Raw genomic sequence first — 17322 nt, forward strand, 5'->3', positions numbered from 1 at the left:
CCGACGCGGCGGACGCGCGCGGCACCGACCCCGCGGGGGAGCCACCCACCCTGCACGCCAGCGCGGCCCGGTTGATGGCCGAGGGGGTCCGGGACAGCGTCGCCGGGCCACCCACCGCCGCGCTCTCCACCCTCGTGCAGGCCGCCGCCCTGCTGGAGCCGGCCGGGCGGGGGGTGCTCCTGCCGGACAGTCCGGCGGCGCTCGCCGCGTTGGCCGGGGTGCACTGCGGCGAGCTGGACGTCGCCGAGCGGGTGCTCGACCGGGCCGCGGCCAGCGGGGTCGGCGGGCCGCTGATGGTCCGGCGCCACCGGCTGCTGCAGGCCTGGATCGCCATGGTCCGGGGCCGTACGGCCGTCGCGGCCGACCAGCTCGCCACGGTGACCGGCGGCGGTCGCCCGCTCGAGTCGAGGGACCTGCTCTTCGCCTCCGCGCTGGAGATGGGGATCGCCCGGCGCAACAGCGACCTCGGCGCCCTCCAGCGCGGGTGGGGGCATGCGCTGGAGGCGGTGGTCCGCCACCCGGTCGATCTGTTCACGCTGCTGCCGCTGGGCGAGCTGGCCGTCACCGGGGCCCGGCTGGGTGACCTGAGCCGGCTGGAACCGTACCTGCGGGAGGCGCGCCTGCTGCTGGCCCGGCTCGGCGATCCGCCACTGTGGAGCACCCCGCTGCACTGGAGCGGGTTGCACGCGGCCATCCTCGCCGAGGAACCGGCGGCCGCCGACGGCCACGTGGCCGCCCTGCTCGCCGCCGCGGGCCACAACCGGTACGCGGCCGTGGTCGCCGCGGCTGCCACCAGCTGGGTCGAGGTGCTGCGCGGGAAGGTCGACCCGGTCCGGGTGGAGGCCGTCGCCCGCGGGCTGCACGACGCGGGGCTGTGCTGGGACGGTGCCCGGCTCGCCGGGCAGGCCGCGATCCGCACTTCGGACCGGCGGGCGATGAGCATGCTGCTGGACTGCGCCCGGATGCTCCAGGGCCGACCGGCCGGGGCCACGGGTGGGCAGCGGCCGGCGTCCGCCGACGCCGTCGCCGCCCCCGGGGCGCACCGGCTCAGCGACCGGGAGCGGGAGGTGGCCGAGCTGGTGCTGGCCGGGCTGACCTACCGGGAGATCGGCGACCGGCTCTTCATCTCCGCGAAGACCGTGGAACACCACGTCGCGCGGATGCGGTCCCGGCTCAACTGCGCCAACCGCACGGAGCTGCTGGCCCTGCTGCGGACCATCCTGGCCGACCGGTCGCGCGGTGCGGCCGGGCAGCCCTGGCCGCAACGGCCGGCGTCGTGAGCCGGACCCGGACCGCTGACCACGGGACCCGGACCCGGCTCGCCGCGCTGGCGGTCGTGCTACCACCGGGTCCTGGTCGCGCCGCACTGGCCCTGGTCGCTCGCCGGGCCCGCCGTCACGACGGTCGTCCACCTGCTGGCCGAGCTGATCGAGAACGCGCTGGTGTTCTCGCCGGTGACCACCACGGTGCGGGTGGCCGGCGAACCCCGAGCGCAGGGGTGCGCCGTCGTGGTCACCGACGACGGGCCGGGCCTGGACGTCGCCGCGCTGGCCGAGGCGAACGACCTGTGACGGACTGCCGAGGCGGGCCGGGGGCGGACCGCTGCCGCCGAGCCCCGGCACCGCCGGCTCGGACAGCGTCGGCATCCCCGACCCGGCCGCAGCGAAAGGACAGTAGATGAGGCAGTCAGTGGTCGCCGGCGGGCTGGCGGAGGCGCTGCACGACCTGGTCGCCCGGGTGCCCGGGTGCCGAGCACGCCGTCGTGCTGCTTCAGGCGATGCTCGCCGGGCTTCGCGCGCTGTGACCTGCGTCTGGTCCCGCGAGGCGGATCGGGGACGGGTGTCCGGTGAAGAATCTGAAGGGGCAGAGCTCGTGCCGGCATCACCGCCCCAGCCGCGGCGGACTCTGGTGATCGTTGTGCTCGACCAGATCGTGGCCGTGGCCGGATCCGTGCGGCGCGCCCTCGCCGGCGCCGGTGGCGGCTCCCGGCTCACCCGGGCCGCCGTGATCGCGTCACTGGCGGTGCTGGTCGCCACGGCGGTACCCGTCGTGCTGGTGCTGCGGACGCCGGAACGCCTGACCCCGGTCGTCCTCGACCCACCGCCGGACGGCGACCTGCCGACGATCCCCGAGTTCGGTACGCGCAGCATGGAGGCCAGGCCCGCCGCCTCCAGCCCACCGGCGGCGGCGCGCACGACGACCGAGGCGCCGCCGGCCGGTCCGGCCGCTGCGACGACGGGGGGCGCGCCGTCGCCGGCGGCGACGGGGTCGACCAGCCCGGCCGCGCTGCGCGCCGCGTTCGCCGTCGAGGAACGTGCCCTGCTCAGCTACGGCGCCGGCGTGACGATCAGCAACGCCGGGCCGACCGCGGTGACCGGGTGGACCCTGGTCGTCACGCTGCCTCGGGAGTCGCTCGAGGTCACCTCCGTCACCGGCGCCCGGGCCACCCGCGCCGGCGCGACGTGGACCTTCGTGCCGGACGGGAGCACGGGGGAGGTGCCCGGCGCCGGCTCGGTCCGGGTCACCTTCCGGGTGTCCGGGGCGCCGGTCAACTCAACGCCCACGGCCTGCACCATCGACGGAGCCGCCTGCTCCGGCCTGCCGGCCTGACGTACGGCACCCACCGGCGACCCACCCGCCAGCGGGCAGGGCTGCGGGTGCGCCGGATGAGGTCCTGGTAGGTCTCGTTGGCCGACTCGAGCTCGGCGCAGGCGCCCGCCGGCGTCAACAGCAATGTGCTCACCGACGAGACGGCTGTCGACCCGCTGTCCGGCAACGTCGTGCTCCATGGCATCCCGGTGCGCGTCGAGGCCGCCTCGGGCGGGGCCGATCATGCGAGCAGCGGCGTGGCTGCCCGATTATCGCCGGGCCTCGGAGTTGCTTCGCAGCGTGTTCGCCCGGTGCGTGGCACCGACGCCGGCCGGCTGCGGTCCGGTGTCGTTCTCGGTGGTCGCGTCGGGCCACTGGGTCTGGCCTGCCGCCGTCAGGCCGAGCCCTTCGGCACCGAGCGGGCGGTCCGGTGCCAGAGCGACGGGCGAAGAAGAGCTTTCCGGAGTTGCCATTTCGGGTGCCTCGGCTGCTGGTCGTGGCCAGCGCCGCCACCGCTGAACGCTGAGCACGGCGACCAGCATCGCGGCACCGATCAGCAGCGTGGTGCCGGTCCGCACCGGGGTGGCCAGGTCGGCGTGCTGGCCGGCCACGGTCCCCTGGTGGCCGAGGAGGCGCAGCAGCCAGGTCGGGCGCATCATCATGGCGAGATAGCTGCCCGCGTACACGATCCCGGTCAGCACGGCGCCGAGCGGGGAGAATCGTAGGGTGGCGATGAGCCCGAGCAGGATTCCCGCCGCTGCCAGTAGCAGCGCAGTCCGCACGAAGTCACCCGTGTTGAAGGCGCCGCTGGTCTGCGCCGCGGTGAAGGCCTGGACCGAGCGGCCCTGTCCGATGGCGAGAAGGATCCAGGCCAACGGACCGATGACAATCGCGGCGATCAAGGTTCCGACGTGTCGCATCCGGGCACCGTACCGATGGAACACAACGATGAAAACCCCTGATACCGACCGTCGTTGCTCGGTCACGGTCAGGGCGGCAGGAGTCAGCATGCCCGGATCTGGTCGGGCAGCGGCTCGTCCGGCCCGACGCCGTGGCCGAGGAGGAGGCGTACGACGGCCCTGGGATGATCTTATGTCCGTCAGTGCGGTTGGTTAGCATGCGCGGCGATGATGTTTCTATTCCCCTCCCTGCGGCTACGCCGCGCCGCCCGTAGACACTTCGGCTGGCAGAAGCTTCGAGCTACGCAGATGCGCGCGATGCGCGCGCTGCTGGCGGGCCGCGACACGCTGGTCGTGCTGCCAACCGGGGGCGGAAAGTCTGCCGTCTACCAGGTTCCCGCCACGCTGCTGCGCGGCCCCACGGTGGTGATCTCCCCGCTGCTGGCATTGCAGCAGGACCAGATCGGCAACCTCAACGAGCGGGCGGATCCTGCTTTGCGCGCTGTTCGGATCAGCTCCGCGGAGAGCCCGAGCAAGCAGGCCGCGGCGCTGGCCGAGCTGCGCTCGGGTGCCGCGAAATTCCTGTTCATCACGCCGGAGCAGCTCAGTTCCCCGGAGCGGCTGGCCGAGGTCCGCGCGCTGCGTCCGGCGCTGGTGGCGGTTGACGAGGCGCACTGCATCTCGTCGTGGGGGCATGATTTCCGCCCCGACTACCTCACACTCGGCCACCTCATCCGCGGCCTGGGACGCCCGCCGGTCGTGGCGTTGACCGCCACGGCATCGCCGCCGGTGCGCGAGGACATCACCGCGCGGCTCGGCATGCGCAAGCCGCGGCTGGTCCTGTCCGGGTTGGACCGTCCGAACCTTTTCGTGGCGGCGGCGCACTGCCCCAGCGAGGACTACCGCTGGCGCAGGCTGCTCACCCTGCTCAAGGAGACCGACCCGCCCGGCATCGTGTATGTGCCGACCAGGCGCGCCGCCGAGGAACTCGCGGAACGGCTGTCCGACGCGGGTTTTCCCGCACAGGCATACCACGGCGGTATGGCGGCCGGGGTGCGTCACCGCCGCCACGAAGACTTCCTCGCCGACCGGGTGCCGATCATGGTCGCCACGTCGGCGTTCGGCATGGGCATCGACAAGCAGAACCTCCGCTGGGTGGCGCATGTGGCGCTGCCCGACTCACCGGACAGCTACCTGCAGGAGATCGGGCGGGCCGGGCGCGACGGTGAGCCGGCCCGGGCGTTGCTGCTCTACCGAGCCGAAGACGTTGCCCTGCAACGTTTCTTCAACGGCGGCGCGCCTGAACTGAAAGAGCTGCGAGCGGTCGCGGCGGTCCTGCACAATGGCCCGGTGACGCGCAGCGCGCTGGCAAAGGCCACCGGCCTGGGGCAGCGCAAGGTCGCCAGCCACATCGGTCTGCTTGAGCAGGTCGGTGCGGTGGCGACAGGCGCCAAGGGCGAGCTCACCGTCCCTCGGTATGCGCCCCTGCCCGATCAGGCGGCTCGGGAGGCGCTGGCCGAGTACGCCCGCTATCAGGCGGGGCAGCGTTCCCGCACCGACATGATGCGCCGCTTCGCCGAGAGCCGGGGCTGCCGTGTGCAGTCACTGCTGGGCTACTTCGGAGAGCAGCTGAGCCGTCCCTGTGGGCACTGCGACAACTGCCACGGCGGCACCTCCGAGGTGATCCCGGGCGACGGGCCGTACCCACTGCACAGCACCGTTCGGCACGCCAAATGGGGATCAGGCATGGTCCTCGGCTACGAGAAGGACCGGATGACCGTGCTCTTCGACGATGTGGGCTACAAGACCCTGTCGGTCTCCGTCGTGCAGGCCCAGGGCCTGCTGGCGCTCGAGGCGAACCGCGGCTGAAGCCGCGGACAGGCAGTCCGCGTCCTCGGGCCGCAGGTTGACCGGCCGACGCCGCGTAGGGCGCGACGCAACGGGTAAGCGGCCGCGGCGAACAGACGACGGGACGGCAGGTGCCGGTGGAAACGACGGAGTTGCGGGTACCCGGCGTCGGCGGCTCCAGCGCGGAGGAGAGCCTCGATCGACCGATCGCGACGAGGGTGGCGGGCGACCAGAACGCAGGATTCTTCCGCCCCAAGGCGGGCTTCGGCGACCCGCGGGGACCCGGCGGGGTGCTGATCGAGGCCTACCGCTGGGGCAACCTGACCGGCGGCAGGGCCAGCCGGGCCTTCTCCCTGATGCTGCTGCTGCCGTTCATGCTGAGCAACATCGCGATCTGGATGCTGCCGCCGGCCGCGCCCGGCCCCGGGGCGGTCGCCCGCGCGGCCTGCCGGCTGCTGGCCGGGACCCTGACCGCGATGTACGTGCTGTCGGTGACCGGCGTGGCGATCGACCTGGTCGCCTGGCAGTGCGCCGCCGACCCCCGGTGCACCGACGGCCGCTGGCCGATCTCCTGGATCGCCGACGTGCAGCCGGGTCAGCGCGTGGCGCTGGCCGCCCTGGTGCCGATCGCCGCCGTCGCGGTCGTCTGGTGGCTCGGCGCGCGGTCGTGGCGGCTGTCCGAGGACGCCTCTGCCACAGCCGCGCCGGCTGGTCTCGGCGCGTTCCGGCTCGACGACCACGACTTCTGGGACAACCGGATCCTCCTGCGCCGGCTGCGCGAACTGCACGTCGCGATCGCCCTGGGCGCCGTCGACGTCGTCCTGCTCAGCGTGATCGCCCCGCATGACAACCGGGGGGCCGGCTACGGCCTGGTCGCCCTCACCGTCGCCGTCATGGTCGCCGCCACGGCGTTGCTCTGCCGCCCGGCCCGGCCCGGCCACCCGCACGACCGGCGGCTCGGACTGGCCAGTCGTACCGTGCTGGTGGCCATGCTGGTGGTCACCGCGCTGACCCTCGGTTACGCCGCCCTGCCCCGGTCCCGGTGGATCCCGGGGGCCGAGTTGCCCGGCTACGGCTCCCTGGTCGCCTGGCTCTACGTGAGCCAGGTCGTGCTGCTGCTCATCCTCAGCGCGGTCGTGGTCCGCCGGCCGAGGCGGACGAGGACCGCGACGTTCCTCGGCGGCCTGGGCGCCCCCGTGGTCATCACCTTCGCCATCGGCCTCGGGGTGGCGTTCGCGTCCGCCCTCGTCTACACGGCCTCCGACTATCTCGACCGGGACGTCAACCCGACACCGCGCCGCCTGCTGCCGGCCGGGGTCCCACCGCTGCTACCGCCGCTGGCCTACCGGTGGGCCGCGATGGGCTTCTTCGTGGCCCTGCTGGTGACCGTGGTCGCCGCCCTCCTGCGCAGCCTGCTGACCAGGAGGCACCGGCGGCGGGTGGCGATGGAGATCCTGCGCCGCGACTTCCCGGACGCCCCGCCGAAATCGCACCCGCGGGTCCGCACGGTGTGCAACGCCATCGCCCAGGCGCAGCTCACCGACCGGAGTTGGCCACTGCCCGCCGCGTACGCGGTCATCTTCGTGCTGATCCTCGGCTCCGCGGGACTGTCGCTTGCGGGCATCGGGCCGCGCGATCTGAGCCTCCGCATCGGGGGAGAGTCGCTGGCCCGAGCGACGGTGTTCATCAGCCACCTGGGCACCAACCTGGCCGGGCTCTTCGCCATCGCGATGGCGGTCGCCGCGCTGCTGACCCACAAGCCGAGCGCGCGTACCCGCTTCGTCGGAGTGCTGTGGGACGTGGCCACGTTCTGGCCGCGCGCCGCCCACCCACTCGCCCCGCCCTGCTATTCCGAACGCGCCGTACCGGAGCTCACCCGACGGATCCGGCACCTGACCAGCCACGACGGAACCCTGGTCCTCTCCGGGCACAGCCACGGCGCGGTCCTGGCGGCGGCGACCGTGCTGCAACTGCAGCCCGCCTGCCTCGACCGGATCGCGCTGCTGACCCATGCCTCTCCGGCGCGCCGCCTCTACAGCAGGCTCTTCCCCGCGCACCTGGGCCACGCCACGCTGTGCGACATCGGCGACCGGGTGAGCTGGCGCTGGCTCAACCTGTGGCGGGACACCGACCCGATCGGTGGTTGGATCTTCGCCCCGGACCCGGGCCGCTCGATCGCCGGGAGGCCGACCGACCCGGCTGATCCGGCGAACATCGTGGATCGGCGGCTGCGTGACCCGCACGGGTTGCCGGCCCCGCCGGACGACACCGTGCCGCCACCGGTCCAGGGACACCGGTTCGGCCCCGACGACGACTTCGAGGCCGCCGTCCGCGACCTGGTGGCGCGACTGCGGGCGACCTGACTGGGACCTGAACCGGTAGGGCCTTCAGGAATCACGGATTGCCGGGGGCCGCACGGCGCGCCACGTAGACGGCGTCCGGCTCGCCGCGCGGCACCTCGACGAGGTGGGTGTCGACCGGACCGATGACCGCCTCGAGCCGGGCGGCGTACGCCGGCGCGGCCGAGGCGCTCCAGACGGCCAGCACGCCGTCGGCTGCGAGCCGGTCGCGCAGCAGGGCGGTGCCCGCGTCGTCGTACAGCGCGACGTTGGGCTGGAAGACGGTCCAGTCGGGGCCGTTGTCGATGTCGAGGCAGATGGCGTCGAAGACCTCCCGGGTGGTACGAAGCCAGGCCAGGAGGTCCTCGTTCACGATCCGCACCCGGGCGTCGTCGAGCGCCCCTCCGCTGTAGGCGGCCAGACGGTGGCGGTGCCAGTCGATGAGCGTCTCCTCGATCTCCACCACCACGATCTCCGCGGGCACACTGGAGGCCGCGGCCTCGGCCAGCGAGAAGCCCACCCCCAGTCCGCCGATCAGCACCCGCGCCCCGGGCCGTACCAGGTTGAGCGCCTCGCGCACGAGCAGCCGCTCCGACGCTCCGGCCCGGGTGTCCATCAGGAACACGCCGTTGTCGACGATCTCGAAGTGCCCGCCGGATTGTCGAAGCACCAGCTCACCCCGGTCGGTCACCACCCGCTCGACTACGGTAACCGCCTCGTTCACCAGGCCAATCTATGGCACCGGGCTCTCCCGAGCCCGCGATATTCCAGAGGCCGGCCTGCCGGCGGGCGGGCTGCCCGTTCACCGGCTCTCGCCGGTCGGGGACCAGTCGGCGTTGGCCCCGCAGACGACCAGGCAGGCGTGGTCGCCGGGGACCTGGCCGGCCAGCCAGGCCGCGAACGCGGCGGCGCCGGCCGGTTCCACGGCCAGCCGGAACTCCTCCCAGAGCCGATCACGAGCGGCGATGATCTGGCGATCGTCGACGAGGGCCAGCTGCGGGGCGGTCGCCCCGAGGATCGCGTACGGGATCCGCCCGACCCGGCTCGCGCCGAGCGCGGACGCGGCCACCGAGTCGACCGGGCTGTCGACCGGCTGTCCGGCGGCCACCGCGGCGTGCAGGCTGGCACACCCGGCCGGCTCCACACCGACGACGGCGCGCGCCCCGACCGCCAGGCTCACCCCGGCGATCAGCCCGCCGCCGCCGACGGCAACCGCCACGGTGTCGCAGTCCGGCGCCTGGTCCACGATCTCCAGGCCCACCGTGCCCTGCCCGGCCACGACGTCGGGGTCGTCGTACGCGGGCAGGTAACGCAGTCCCTGCTCGGCGGCGTACGTCCGGGCGGCGAGTTCGGCCTCGGCGTACGACCGGCCGTGCCGGACCACGTCGGCACCGGTCGCGGCGATGCGCCGTTGCTTGGCCGGTGGCACCGTCTGCGGCACGTAGATCGTGGCCCGGACGCCGAGCAGCCGGGCGCCGGCGCCCACGCCGAGCCCGTGGTTGCCGCCCGAGGCGATCACCACCCGGCCGGTGCCCGGCCCGCTCAGCAGCGCGTTCAGCGCGCCGCGGACCTTGAACGAGCCGGTGAGTTGCAGGTGTTCCAGCTTCAGCGTCAGCCGGCGGCCGTCCACGTCCGCTTCCAGTACGGGCGTACGCCGGATGTGCGGCGCGATCCGCTCGGCGGCCCGTCGGACGTCCTCGGCCGCCGGCAGTGTCGCCGCCCCGATCTGTGCGTGTCGGATCATGCTCCTACTCTGCCCGTCCTCGGCCCATAAGCTGGAGCGGGACTTGCTAACGGGAAGTAAGGAACGCTAATGGGACTGGACGTGGAGCGGCTGCGAGTCCTCGTCGAGGTCGTCCACGCCGGCTCGATCGCGGCGGCGGCCAAGCGCATGGGGTTCACCGCCTCGGCCCTGTCCCAGCAACTGGCGAAGCTGGAACGGGAGGTCGGCGATCGCCTCGTCGACCGCGGACCCGGCGGGGTACGGCCGACCGCGACCGGCGAGCTGCTGGTCCGGCACGGGGAACGTGTCCTCGGCGCTCTCCACGACGCCGAAGAGGCCGTCCGGGGCGCCCGCCGGCTGCCCCGTGAGCACCTGTCCGTCGGCACGTTCGCCAGCGCCGGTAAGGCGCTCGTCCCCACCGCACTGGCCACGTTCCGCCGCGCCCACCCGCAGGTGCGCCTCACCCTGCTGGACATCGAGCCGCCCGACGGGTACGGCCTGGTCACCTCCGGCGACCTCGATCTGCTGATCACGCATCGCTACCCCGACGTGCCGCTGCCGCCCGCCACCGGCCTGCACCGGGCGCACCTGATGGCCGACCCGCTGCGGCTCGTGCTGCCCACCGGCCACCGCCACGCCGGCACCGACCGGCTGACGTTGGCCGGGCTCGCCACCGACGAGTGGATCTCCGGCGGGCCCGGGGTGCCCAACCGGGTGGCCCTGGACGGGACGGCCCGACGGGCCGGCGTGGAGCTGCGCGTGTCCTACGAGACCCGGGACTACGCGGTCACCCTCGCCCTCGTCAGCGCCGGCATCGGCGTCGCCGTCGTCCCGGGCACCACCCTGCGCTCCGCCGAACCGGGTGACTACGTCGTCCGCGACCTCGACCAGCCGATCGCCCGCGACATCTTCCTCGTGCACCGCCCGCGCCCACGGCCACCCGTCTCCGACATGGTCGCCCGTCTCCAGGGCGTCGCCTGACCGGCCACCCCCTCCTCGAGTTTGGCGAGCCCGAGCCGGGGAAAGGGCAGCGCGCCGTGGGAGAGGAGTACCGGGTGCCGGCGGACGTGGACCCTGGGTGTGAGCTGTGCACCGAGAGTCTGCCGGGCGGCTGGGTGTTGGCGTACCGGAACGGTGACGGACCAGGTGAAGGTACGCGAGAGACGATGCTGACCCTGGGCAACGGGTACCTGGCCACCCGGGGGGCGGCTCCAGAGGCCTGGGCCGACGGGGTCCACTATCCCGGCACCTACCTGGCCGGTTTCCACAACCGGCTCTCCGGCACCGGCCTGCCGGACGGCACGGAGAGCATCGTCAACCTGCCGAACTGGCTGCCGTTGACGTTCCGTCCCGCCGGCGGGGACTGGCTCGCACCGGGGCAGGGGCACCGCGTGCACGAGCACCGGGCGCTGGATCTGCGGTGCGGGCTGTACCGCCGGGAACTGCTCGTGGTCGACCGGGACCAGCGGCGGACCCGGATCCGCCAGCGACGACTGGTGTCGATGGCGAATCCCCATCTGGCGGCGCTGGAGACGAGCATCGTCGCGGAGAACTGGTCGGGCCGGTTGGAGATCAGGTCGGGCATCGACGGTCGGGTGGTCAACGCGAACGCGCCGGCGGAAGCGGGCGGTTGCGGCCGGCACCTCACCGACGTGGCCACCGGCGAGGACGACGGGGAGACCATCTGGTTGACGGCGGTGACCACCTGCGCACGGCACCAGGTGGCCGTCACCGCGCGCACCAGAATCACCGACACCAGCGTCGCCCACAGCAGGCCGGCCGCCGTCCACGAGCCGGACGACGTGAGTCAGATCATCGGGATCGACGTGACGCCCGGCGAACCGGTCTGCGTGGAGAAGACCGTTGCGGTGTTCTCCACCCAGGACCTGGCGGTGTCCGAACCGTTGACGGCCGCACTCGAAGAGCTGCGCTACGCCGGGACGTTCGGCACCTTGCTGGCCGAGCACGCCGCCGCCTGGGCCCGCCTGTGGGAGCGTTTCCGGCTCGATGTCGGCGAGGAGCACGCCTGGCAGTTGTCGGTACGGGTGCAGACTTTCCATCTGTTGCAGACGCTGTCGCCGCACACCCTCGATCTGGACGCGGGCGTGCCCGCGCGAGGGCTGCACGGCGAGGGCTACCACGGACACATCTTCTGGGACGAGCTGTTCGTCTACCCGTACCTCAATCTGCGGTTCCCGGAGCTGACCCGGGCCCTGCTGAAGTACCGGCACCGGCGGCTGACCGCGGCGCGGCGGCAGGCGGCCGCGGCGGGCATGGCAGGTGCGCTGTTTCCCTGGCAGAGCGGTGACAGCGGCCGGGATGAGAGCCCCGACTGTTCGCCATCCCCCGTGACCGGACAGTCGGTGGACGACTACACCGGCCGGCAGCAGCACGTCAACCTGGCCGTGGCCTACTGCGTGTGGCGGTACTGGGAGACGACCGGTGACCTGTCCTTCCTCGCCGGGTGCGGGCTGGAACTGCTGACCGAGACGGCGCGGCTCTGGGCCGGACTGGCCACCTACCGGCCGTCCGACGACCGGTACGACATCCGCGGCGTGATGGGACCCGACGAGTACCACGACGGGTACCCGGGCCGGCCCGGCCAGGGCCTGGACAACTCGGCGTACATCAACGTGATGGTCGCCTGGGTGCTCGGCCGCGCCGACGAGGCCACCGCGATCCTCAGCCGGCATCCCGGCATGATGCCCTGGCCCGACGTCGCCGCGACGGACGACGAATGCCGCCGGTGGCGATACATCGCGCGCCGACTACGGCTGGCCTTCCTCGACGACGGGATCCTCGCCCAGTTCGAAGGGTACGGCGATCTGGCGGAACTGGACTGGGACCGGTACCGGCGGCGGTACGGCGACCTGCGGCTGCTGGGGTCGATGCTGCAGGCCGAGGGCAAGGACCCGAACCGCTACAAGATCTCCAAGCAGGCCGACGTGCTCATGCTGCTCTACTTGTTCAGCGCCGGCGAACTCGCCGGGCTGGTGCGGGGCCTCGGCTACGAGTTCGATCCGGCCCGGATCCCCGCCACCGTCGACTACTACCTGTCCCGCACGGCACACGGATCCACCCTGAGCCGGGTCGCGCACGCGTGGGTGCTGGCCCGGACGGACCGTCGTCAATCCTTCGAGATGCTGCTGACCGCGCTCGGCACCGATCTCGCGGATCCGGAGCACAGCTCGACGCGGAACGGCATACATCTCGGCGCCACCGCCGGAACGCTGGACATCCTGCAACGGTGCTACACCGGACTGGAGGTCCGCGGCGACATGCTCCGGCTCAACCCGCTGCTGCCCGACGGGCTCGATGGGCTCGACTGCGTGATCCGTTATCAGAACCAGCTGATTTCCCTGCACGTGGATCACGAGCGGTTGCAGATCTGCGCCGCCCCCGGAGCGGACCAGCCCGTCCAGGTGGCCGTTTGGGGCAGGTCGTTTTCGCTCGCTCCCGGCTCGACCGTCACCGTCGAGCTGGACCCTCCGCCCGGGGCGGCAGCGTGACCGCCGCGCACGCTCAAGCTCTCGCCGGCCGGCGCCGGCGACGGCGGGAATGACCGGTGTCTCGTCGGGTAAGCGGGCGGCGACACGCGAGGAGAGCGACATGACCCAAACCGTTCCCGACGTGATCGTCCGCTACTACCAGTTGACGGCCGAGCCCGACGTCGACGCCTTCGTCGGCTGCTTCACCGACGACGCGATCGTCGCCGACGAGGACCGGACCTACGAGGGCCCGGCGGCGATCCGGGCCTGGCGCGAGCGGACCGCGGCCGAGTTCGACTACAAGGCCATACCGGAGGCCGTCGAGGAAGAGGCCGGTGGCAACCTGGTCGTCACGACGCTGGTCACGGGCACGTTTCCGGGCAGCCCGGTCCGACTGCGCCACCGGTTCACGCTGCGCGACGGGCTGATCGGCGCCCTGGACATCCGGCCGTAGGGCAGCCGTCCCGGCCTCGCCTACAGCCGGTGGCGGACCCAGACGTTGGGTTCGACGTAGACGGCGTGGTCGTGCGCTACGTCGCAGTGCACCGGCAACAGGGCTCCTGGTACGAGCACCGGCCCGCTGGCGTCGAACGGCAGGCCGGTCCAGGAGCGCCACTCGGCGAGCGTCCCGCTGATCATCATCGACCGGGTGGCGACCCGCTCGATGCGCCCGCCCGCCCGTACGTGCACCCGCAGCCACGGGTCGACGGGCAGGCCGTCCTCGCGGACCTGCGCCGCGTACGCGGTCATCGGCAGCTCGGGGCGGGTGTGCTTGCCGCTCGGGCGGACCGGGGCGACCAGGGTGTCGTAGCCGAGTTCGGCGACGGCCTGCCGCATGGCGGCGAGCATCAGGGCGGAGAGCCCGGCGGCGCGCCGGTCGGGCCGGATGCAGATCTCGATGGCCGAGACGATGTTCGGGGTCGCGCCGGTGAGCCGGGTGATGGCGGCCCGTTGGATCACCCGGTCCCAGCCGCCGTCGGGAAGCTCCGGCTCCGTCCAGCGCAACGGCACGGCGTACGCCCGGGCGACGGCGCGACCGGGCTCGGCGGAGTCGACGGCCGCGAACACGAACTCCGGGTAGAGGTCGTGGGCGACGTTGTAGTACACCGCGCCCATCGGGTCCCAGAGCATGAACTGCGGCCACGCCCCGTCGAAGTCCCGGTGCAGCAGGGGGGCGAGGTCCGGCCGCTCCGCCAGGCTCACGATGTCGATCGTCACGGCGGAAACCTAGAGCGCCTGGCCGTGCACCGCACCCCGATTTAGCGGCCTGGCTTGACCGGCCGCGTTGCCATCACCGCGGGCTTTCGTCCGCCCTCCAGGTCAGCGGGTCAGCCGCAAGAACTTCTCCCACGACCCCACGACCGTCCGACTGGCGATCAGTGGGGAGGCGCCGGCGTTCTCCGCGCTCACGTAGCGGTTGTTCGCGTTGGCCAGCAGGCTGACCGTGCCGTCGGCGTTGGTGATGATCCGGAACTTCTCCCAGGCGCCGATCGCGGTCCGGTTGGCGATCAACGCGGACGCACCGGCGCTCTCCGCCGTGACGTAGCTGCCGTTGACGCGCGCGCGGAAGGCGACGAACCCGCCGCCGGCGTCGACCTGGTCGAACTGCTCCCAGTTGCCGGCAGCCGTCCGGTTGGCGATCAGCGGCGAGCTGCCGGCGTTCGCGGCCGTGACGTACCGGAGGTTCACGGTGGCGAGCAGGTGCACCAGGGCCGGCGGCGCGACGAACCTGAATTTCTCCCAGGGGCCGATGGCCGCCCGGTTGGCGATGAGCGGCAAGGTGCCGGCCTTCTCCGCGGTCACGTAGCGGTTGTTCGCGTTGGCGACGAGGCTGACCGTGCCATCGGCGTTGGTGATGATCCGGAATTTCTCCCAGGGGCCCACCTTCGCCCGGTTGGCGATGAGCGGGGAGGCACCGGCATTCTCCGCCGTGACGTATCGGCCGTTCTCGCGGGACCGGTATGCCACGAACCCGCCGCCGGCGTCGACCTGGTCGAACTGCTCCCATGGACCGATGGCGGTCCGGCTGGCGATCAGCGGGGAGGTGCCGGCGTCCGCCGCGGTCACGTACCGGTTGTTGACCGTCGCCAGGAGGCCGGTCGCCGGACCGCCGAGCAGGCGAGCCAGCGCCGCGTGGTCGCCGTTGAAGACGTCCAGATCGGGCGTGGAGAAACCTGAGGTGGGGATGGACGTGCCCGCGGCGTGCTGCCAGATGGCGAAGGACGACCACCCGGCCGGCAGCGGCGGCGGATTCTGCGAGTAGTTGGCGATGAACAGCGGGTTCGCCGCGAAGGTCGTGTTGCTGGCCGTGCAGGGGTTCCACCAGTTCGTGTTGGTGTAGATCATGGCCTGCCGGCCGGTGCGTGCGGCGATCTCGGTGACGAAGTCGCGGACCCACGTCACCAACTGGGCGGGCGTCATGTTGTAGCAGTCGTTCAGGCCCCAATCAACCCGAGGCCACTCGAGGTCCAACATCGGCGGCAGCGTGCGTCCATCGGCGACGTACGGGGCGAAGTCGAGCAGGACGCCGGCCTGCTGCTTGCCGCTGCTGAGATCCGGGCGGGCCCGGTGGTACGCCCCGGTGTAGAGGCCGTTGGCTCGGGCGCCGGCGTAGTTGGTGGCGTAGTACGGATCAGGATTGTTGTGCGGCACCGGTTGGCCGTCCTGCTCGCTGGCGCGGATGTAGGCGAACGATGCGCCGCCCCCCGCCAACGCGGCCCAGTCGAGCGAGGGCCCCTGGAAATAGGACACATCGACGCCCTTGATCGGGTATCCGGTGGGCGTGGGCAGTGCCCGTGCCGGCGCGGCAATCCCGACCAGTCCCCCCAGCCCCAACGCCGCACCCAGCAGAACCGCCAGACTTCTGCGTGCCATGGTTCGCCTCCACCACCAGGGGCGCTACGCGTCCGTACGGAGCGTAACGGTGCGCACGGCGCGAGAGAATCGGCCGACGGTCCATGGTTGAGTCCGCGGACCGGTCGCAGTATCAGCTGCTTCGCCTGGCCCTGCCGGCACGAGGCGACCGTCGGCTTGACCCGCCGCCAGTAGGCGTCGATGCCGCCCTCGAGCGCGAGCCGGATCAGGCAGGCGCACACCAGCCGGCGGTCACGGCGGTCGCGCCTGCTGGGTACCGGCTGGTGGCTGGTCGCCGGCCGGGAGGGGCAGCCCAGTGTTGCCGCTCGGCTGGCCGGGATCGCCGACACCAGCCTGACCGGATGGAAATGTCGGCTCCCTCGAGTTCTTCACATAGCGTCGGGCGCTATGAACGAGGTCAACGAGGATCCCACTCGCTCCGCCCCTCCTGTCCGGCGGTTTGCCGGGATGCACCTGATCTCCGGAGACGACGTCGCGGAGATCCCGATCCGGAACGCGGTCGACGCCTTGGAGACCGCCCTCCGCGGCGGCCTCGATCCCGAGCAGGACACACCCCGTTCCCGGGTGACCACCCAGGCCGGCGAACTGCTCGTCATGCCGTCCACCCAGGGAACCTTCTCGGGCGTGAAGCTGCTCTCCAGCACCCCGGACAATCCCCGCCACGGACTACCGCTCATCCAGGGCGCCTTCATCCTCTTCGAAGGTCCCGAGCAACGTGCGGCCGCCATCATCGACGGTGTCGCCCTGACAAACCTGCGCACCCCCGCGGTCTCCGCGCTCGCCGTACGACACCTCCTGCCCGGCAAGGGGGCCGGCCCGCTCCGGCTCACGGTGTTCGGTACCGGACCGCAGGCGCGCGGCCACGCGGAGGCGATGCTCGCGCTGCACGAGATCAGCGAGGTCTCGCTCGTGGGACGCGACAGCGCACGCCGCGACCGTCTCGCCGCGCACCTCGCCGACACCGGCGTCCCGGTACGGGTGTCCGGCCCCGACGCGTCCGCAGCGGCGGTGGCGCAGGCGGACATCATCTGTTGCTGCACGAGTGCACCGGCGCCGCTCTTCGACGGCACTCTGGTCAAGGCGGACGCCGTTGTCGTCGCGATCGGCTCACACTCCCCGCGCATGCGTGAGGTCGACGACCGGCTCGTCAACCGCGCGAGCGTCGTCGTCGAATCCCGCGCCAGCGCGTTACGCGAGGCGGGCGACGTCGTGATCCCCCTGGCCGCCGGCGTCGTGCGCGAGGAGGACCTGTACGCGCTGCGCGACGTCGTGACCGGCAGCGCGCAGCTGTCCACCGGTGGACCCAGGCTGTTCAAGGGGACCGGCATGCCGTGGCAGGACCTCGTCGTCGGCGCCGAGATCTACCGCAGCTACGTCACCGCGCACGACGGTGCCCCTTGATACGGCGAGGTGCGGTGTCACCCCTCAGCCTGCCATCGGCTCGACCTGGAACCCGCCCCTGTCGTCGAACCGGACTTCGTACAGCCGGTCGAATCCATCGGCCTGCCGAGGGCGTCGGAGCCGCTTGAGCGTGTCATACAGCCCAACGTCCGGCACCCGGG

At 72.4% G+C, this 17322-nt stretch carries 14 protein-coding genes; 9 read left to right on the forward strand and 5 right to left on the reverse strand.

Translation table 11 applies throughout. From position 1 onward, the window contains the following. The 3 genes from JNW87_RS20175 to JNW87_RS20180 all read left to right on the forward strand — a co-directional run. On the forward strand, positions 1–1280 hold a 1280-nt coding region (locus JNW87_RS20175; protein ID WP_238454204.1), incomplete at its 5' end, for a helix-turn-helix transcriptional regulator. 132 nt (positions 1281–1412) lie between these two features. Then, the gene (locus JNW87_RS39645) at positions 1413–1571 is read left to right on the forward strand and encodes a sensor histidine kinase (RefSeq protein ID WP_368666299.1); all 159 of its coding nucleotides are present in this window, start codon (positions 1413–1415) and stop codon (positions 1569–1571) included. Between the two features lie 337 nt (positions 1572–1908). Further along, on the forward strand, positions 1909–2610 hold the full coding sequence (locus tag JNW87_RS20180; RefSeq protein ID WP_109805914.1) for a cellulose binding domain-containing protein: 702 nt from the start codon (positions 1909–1911) through the stop codon (positions 2608–2610). Positions 2611–2858: 248 nt separating this feature from the next. Here JNW87_RS20180 and JNW87_RS20185 read toward each other — a convergent pair whose 3' ends face one another. Continuing rightward, entirely contained in the window at positions 2859–3599 is a 741-nt protein-coding gene (locus JNW87_RS20185; RefSeq protein ID WP_146231318.1) for a hypothetical protein, read from the reverse strand. Positions 3600–3716: 117 nt separating this feature from the next. Between JNW87_RS20185 and JNW87_RS20190 the strand changes: the two genes are divergently transcribed. Then, positions 3717–5357, forward strand: coding sequence for an ATP-dependent DNA helicase RecQ (locus JNW87_RS20190; RefSeq protein WP_109805916.1), 1641 nt, complete (start codon positions 3717–3719; stop codon positions 5355–5357). A 116-nt stretch (positions 5358–5473) separates the two neighbouring features. Then, the gene (locus JNW87_RS20195) at positions 5474–7699 is read left to right on the forward strand and encodes a hypothetical protein (protein WP_146231319.1); all 2226 of its coding nucleotides are present in this window, start codon (positions 5474–5476) and stop codon (positions 7697–7699) included. 31 nt (positions 7700–7730) lie between these two features. Here the strand turns inward: JNW87_RS20195 and JNW87_RS20200 are convergent, their stop codons facing one another. Beyond that, on the reverse strand, positions 7731–8399 hold the full coding sequence (locus JNW87_RS20200) for a spermidine synthase (RefSeq protein ID WP_236648726.1): 669 nt from the start codon (positions 8397–8399) through the stop codon (positions 7731–7733). 78 nt (positions 8400–8477) lie between these two features. Continuing rightward, positions 8478–9419 carry a threonine/serine dehydratase gene (locus tag JNW87_RS20205; RefSeq protein ID WP_109805918.1) on the reverse strand — a complete coding sequence of 314 codons (942 nt, stop codon included), beginning with the start codon at positions 9417–9419 and terminating at the stop codon, positions 8478–8480. Positions 9420–9488: 69 nt separating this feature from the next. Between JNW87_RS20205 and JNW87_RS20210 the strand changes: the two genes are divergently transcribed. The 3 genes from JNW87_RS20210 to JNW87_RS20220 all read left to right on the forward strand — a co-directional run bounded on the left by JNW87_RS20210 (position 9489) and on the right by JNW87_RS20220 (position 13340). Further along, the gene (locus tag JNW87_RS20210; RefSeq protein ID WP_109805919.1) at positions 9489–10379 is read left to right on the forward strand and encodes a LysR family transcriptional regulator; all 891 of its coding nucleotides are present in this window, start codon (positions 9489–9491) and stop codon (positions 10377–10379) included. 134 nt (positions 10380–10513) lie between these two features. After that, positions 10514–12907, forward strand: coding sequence for a glycoside hydrolase family 65 protein (locus JNW87_RS20215; protein ID WP_255420268.1), 2394 nt, complete (start codon positions 10514–10516; stop codon positions 12905–12907). Positions 12908–13007: 100 nt separating this feature from the next. Beyond that, positions 13008–13340, forward strand: coding sequence for a nuclear transport factor 2 family protein (locus JNW87_RS20220; protein WP_161558022.1), 333 nt, complete (start codon positions 13008–13010; stop codon positions 13338–13340). A 20-nt stretch (positions 13341–13360) separates the two neighbouring features. Here JNW87_RS20220 and JNW87_RS20225 read toward each other — a convergent pair whose 3' ends face one another. Then, positions 13361–14104, reverse strand: a complete 744-nt coding sequence (locus tag JNW87_RS20225) for an N-acetyltransferase (protein WP_236648728.1) — start codon at positions 14102–14104, stop codon at positions 13361–13363. Positions 14105–14206: 102 nt separating this feature from the next. Then, positions 14207–15760, reverse strand: a complete 1554-nt coding sequence (locus JNW87_RS20230) for a GH25 family lysozyme (protein ID WP_109805922.1) — start codon at positions 15758–15760, stop codon at positions 14207–14209. 447 nt (positions 15761–16207) lie between these two features. Here JNW87_RS20230 and JNW87_RS20235 point away from each other — a divergent pair, with 447 nt between their 5' ends. Further along, the gene (locus JNW87_RS20235; RefSeq protein WP_109805923.1) at positions 16208–17161 is read left to right on the forward strand and encodes an ornithine cyclodeaminase family protein; all 954 of its coding nucleotides are present in this window, start codon (positions 16208–16210) and stop codon (positions 17159–17161) included. The last annotated feature ends 161 nt before the right edge of the window (positions 17162–17322 follow it).

The sequence above is a fragment of the Micromonospora sp. ATA51 genome (genome assembly GCF_016802855.1).
Classification (GTDB): Bacteria; Actinomycetota; Actinomycetes; order Mycobacteriales; family Micromonosporaceae; genus Micromonospora; species Micromonospora sicca.